The sequence below is a fragment of the Pedobacter cryoconitis genome (assembly GCF_014200595.1).
Taxonomy (GTDB): domain Bacteria; phylum Bacteroidota; class Bacteroidia; order Sphingobacteriales; family Sphingobacteriaceae; genus Pedobacter; species Pedobacter cryoconitis_C.
In genome coordinates, this window is the sequence record NZ_JACHCG010000011.1 from 1 (window position 1) to 3,595 (window position 3,595).

General features: G+C 41.5%; 5 protein-coding genes. 1 reads left to right on the forward strand and 4 read right to left on the reverse strand.

Features of this window, described 5'->3' with window-relative positions:
• The coding region (locus HDE70_RS27045; RefSeq protein WP_221302134.1) for a hypothetical protein at window positions 1–629 on the reverse strand (629 nt) is incomplete at its 3' end.
• Complete coding sequence (locus tag HDE70_RS27050) at window positions 629–814, reverse strand: SymE family type I addiction module toxin (RefSeq protein WP_183892356.1); 186 nt, start codon at window positions 812–814, stop codon at window positions 629–631. The genes HDE70_RS27045 and HDE70_RS27050, both read right to left, overlap by 1 nt.
• Window positions 815–956: 142 nt before the next feature.
• Here HDE70_RS27050 and HDE70_RS27055 point away from each other — a divergent pair, with 142 nt between their 5' ends.
• Window positions 957–1,295 carry a helix-turn-helix domain-containing protein gene (locus tag HDE70_RS27055; protein WP_183892357.1) on the forward strand — a complete coding sequence of 113 codons (339 nt, stop codon included), beginning with the start codon at window positions 957–959 and terminating at the stop codon, window positions 1,293–1,295.
• A gap of 63 nt (window positions 1,296–1,358) precedes the next feature.
• Here the strand turns inward: HDE70_RS27055 and HDE70_RS27060 are convergent, their stop codons facing one another.
• Both HDE70_RS27060 and HDE70_RS27065 read right to left on the reverse strand, forming a co-directional pair.
• Entirely contained in the window at window positions 1,359–1,784 is a 426-nt protein-coding gene (locus HDE70_RS27060) for a hypothetical protein (protein WP_183892398.1), read from the reverse strand.
• A 2-nt stretch (window positions 1,785–1,786) separates the two neighbouring features.
• Window positions 1,787–3,595, reverse strand: a 1,809-nt coding sequence (locus HDE70_RS27065) for an RHS repeat domain-containing protein (protein WP_183892399.1), incomplete at its 5' end; no start/stop codon positions are given.

Sequence of the window (3,595 nt, forward strand, 5' to 3'; positions counted from 1 at the left end):
AAGTAATAAAAGGCGTTACTGGAAAGGGTCGTGATTTCCAGCTTATCTTCTTCGGGCATCAGCTCCGATACTTTTTCCTGTAGCCAGGTCTTGCCTGTTCCGCTTGCACCCAGGCACATCAGGTGCAAAGGGGTATTCCGCTTCCGGGAAGTATAGCTCAGGTAAGCAATCAGGCTATTGGATTCTTCACCGATCAGACCGCTGTCGGCAATCGCCTGCCGGGTTCTTTCCAGCAGCTTCGGGGATTTCAGAAAAGCAATAGCCGACTTGCGCTCGGCGGCACTCAGCTCCCTTTTCTCCATTTTTTTAGGCTTCATGGATTCCAGCCGCTCTGCCCGGTAGCTTTCAAGTTCCGCTGTCAGACCTTTTACGGCCAGGCTGAGCTCCACCGTACTCACTTCCAGTACTTCGGCAGATTTCTCGATCAGCTGTTCACTCTGCATACTGTTGTACAAGTCCAGGTGATGGCGGAACACATTACCCCTGTTGTCAATACGCACCAGTTTCAGGGTAACCTTCATCCGGTCAAGGCCACTCAGCCGCACACCACCCAAAACGGTGATATGCAGCCTGCCTTCGGTATAAAGTAAGAGTTCGGGATTTTCACTATGCAATTGTGCCTTGTTCATTACACTTTTGCTTTGATGATCAGCGCACCCTGCACACTGGTAATTTCCACCAGTTCACCTGCATGAAAGCCCTGGTTTTCTAACCATATACCCGATATCCTTAGTTCAGGAACCCACTTTTGGCTGTAAGTCAGCTTACGGTGTTTACGTTGCAGCATGATCGATCTGTGTTGTTCATTTTCCATAGCTTAAAAAAGTTTTATGTGTAACATCTACTACAAATGTAGACCTTGTTTCAGATATAAGCAAATAATACTTTCTTTTTTTGTAGAATACTTTAAACTACATTTGCAATTATCGGTGGTCATATCCACTCTTTAGCAGAATATGCTCGACATTGGAAGCAAGATTATGGAACTCAGGAAGCGCAAAGCATGGTCACAGGGAGACCTGGCCAAAGCCGTAGAAGCTTCAAGGGATATTATTGGAAAGTATGAGCGTAATGAAAACAGCCCTTCTGTAGAGATGGCTTTAAAGCTGGCCAGGGTGTTTGATATTTCTGTAGATTATCTGCTGGGAGAAGGAAAGCATGCTGCTTATGACAAAGACACACTTAAACGATTAGAAGATATACAGGTCTTAGACCAGGATACCAGGCTCATTCTATTTAACATTATAGACACCTTTCTAAGGGATGCTAAAGCCAGAAAAGCTTACGGACAGTAAACAACAAAGCCCAGCTTATAGCCGGGCTCATCATCATTTGACATTATAACTTTTAACTCAATATTATCTATTTTCAGATTTCCTCTTGAAATAAATCTCAGTTGCATAGTCGTCCTTTTCTACGATGAGATTTTCATATGATTTTTTATCAGAACACAATTCACTATAACCAAAAATCGCTTGTACAAAAGGATAAATATCTTCTTCCTTCTCTACTAATCTGAAATGCCAATTCGTATTTACCTTATCATCAACAACTTCAAACAACTGACATGGGCATGCTGATATGAATTCCCCATCATCTATAAGGTAAGCTTGATAAGTTTCAAAAACTATTATACCCATCACTAAATATTCCTTCCCTAAATCCAATTCTGCGTAATTACTATACCCCGTAACCCCAAACCTACCTAGCATCTCCTTTTTTAAGGATTTATATTCATATGATCTTAAGGCTTCTCCTGTATTATATAAACACACAACTCTCATAATTATTTAAATTTAAAATCATCAACAGCCTTCAACACCCCATTTTCCCATTTCGCTAAATAATGAACAATAGCCCTTACTCCCTCGGCTGTTTTAACTTTATATTCCATTTTAGTCCATCCAGGCCAACGAGAGTCCTTCATACCTTCCATTAATCGTCTTCCTAATTGCGGATTCTTCAGCGCATCTTTCATAGCCATCTGTTCTACAAGATTGTTAGCTACTGTCCTACCGGTTGATCCTAGACCTAGAGGCTTTAGAATTCCAAGAGTAATATTGAAATATTCTCCAATCTTTAAAAATGCATATTCTGAACCAAAACTTGTTGTTGCTAGCATACCAGCATCACCTAGCTCGTTTGCTTTTTTTGTAGTTATTTCCTCATCAAGCAGCCCACTATTGATATCTTTTCTAGTTTGAGCCGTTTCAAATTTATCCCCAAAAACGACTGACGAAGCACCCATCGACATTCTCGTGGTTTCTTTTTTTCGTTCTTTAGGTTTTGGTTCCTGCTGTTGATTAGAACCAATACCATAGTAAGACAAAACGTTTCCAAATTCTCCATCTCCACGATTATACGTTCCAGCTTCTCCAGCATACAATCCATCCACATCAATAAAACGTATCGGATTATTTAAGGCATAGGCATAGGGATTTATTCTTCTATCCTGCTCCGCAAGCGGATCAATCACATTCCACCTTCCAATTACCGGATCATAGAATCTAGCGCCGTAATCATACTCCCCTAACTCTTCCTGTAACTCTTTCTTATTGTAAAGGTACTTGTTATCATTTGATCCGCGAAGCACTTCTTTCCTTAAACCAAATGCAAAATAATCATCTTTTTGCATAACTTCAATCCCCACACCCGGAAGATTGTGAAACGTTGCCCGGTTATTACCCAAATGATCCGTCAGCATATATTCATAACTGTATGTCCCGTTGTTATTCCTGGCCATACCTTCCTCTGTCATGATAATATCAATTGTACCATCAGTCTTGTGCTGAATACCACCAATATAATCAGTAACCACATTACCCACCTTTTTTCTCAGCTTGTTTCCTGATGCATCATACGTATAACTGATGTTCTGACTTCCTGTAACTGTCTCCGGCAGGTTCAGGTAATTGTATGTTAAGTTGATATTCTTCTCACTGTCACTTTTTAGATTACCATTGTCATCATAAGCGTAATTGCTCGTAGTGAAGCCAGTTATTTTAGTCAGCTGGTTACCCGTATATCCACTATACGTATTCACTTTGCCATCCCTGGTCAGCGTCTTGATATTACCCACCACATCATAACTGATACTTTCTCCCAGTCCCGGTGATACCGCATCGGTTAACCTGTTCAGTTTATCATAACTATAGGTAAAAGTATGGTCCAATTTACCAGCTCCTCTTCCCCAAACCTGACCCGAAATATTCCCGTTCCACTGCGACCCCTCCTCATATTTCAACTGCAAATTGAACTCATTGCTCAGGCTTTTGCTCAGCCAGCCTCTTTCATTGTAAGCATAACTGGTTTGCTGCAGATAAGAACCGCCATTGTTTGTACTGTGCAGTTGTTTGTTAACCAGCTGCCCGGTTTCGGTATAATCCAGTTTGCTCAGTACCACCTCGCCCTGGCCATTGATATTCTCCAATGTGGCAATTTTACGCCCCATGTGGTCATAGAAATAACGGTTAGCAATGTTAGTTGCTGCCCCGGTACTGCTTCCGGTATGACTGCGTGTACTGGCAGTCAGTTCTCCTGCAAAATTATAAGTATTGTCAATAATGTCCTGCCCGTCCAGATGGTTCTGACTCTT

Excerpts from the sequence above, each read along its gene's own strand:
- HDE70_RS27060 (WP_183892398.1), bottom strand. The coding sequence starts at position 1,784 with ATGAGAGTTGTGTGTTTATATAATACAGGAGAAGCCTTAAGATCATAT.
- HDE70_RS27050 (WP_183892356.1), bottom strand. The coding sequence starts at position 814 with ATGGAAAATGAACAACACAGATCGATCATGCTGCAACGTAAACACCGT.
- HDE70_RS27055 (WP_183892357.1), top strand. The coding sequence starts at position 957 with ATGCTCGACATTGGAAGCAAGATTATGGAACTCAGGAAGCGCAAAGCA.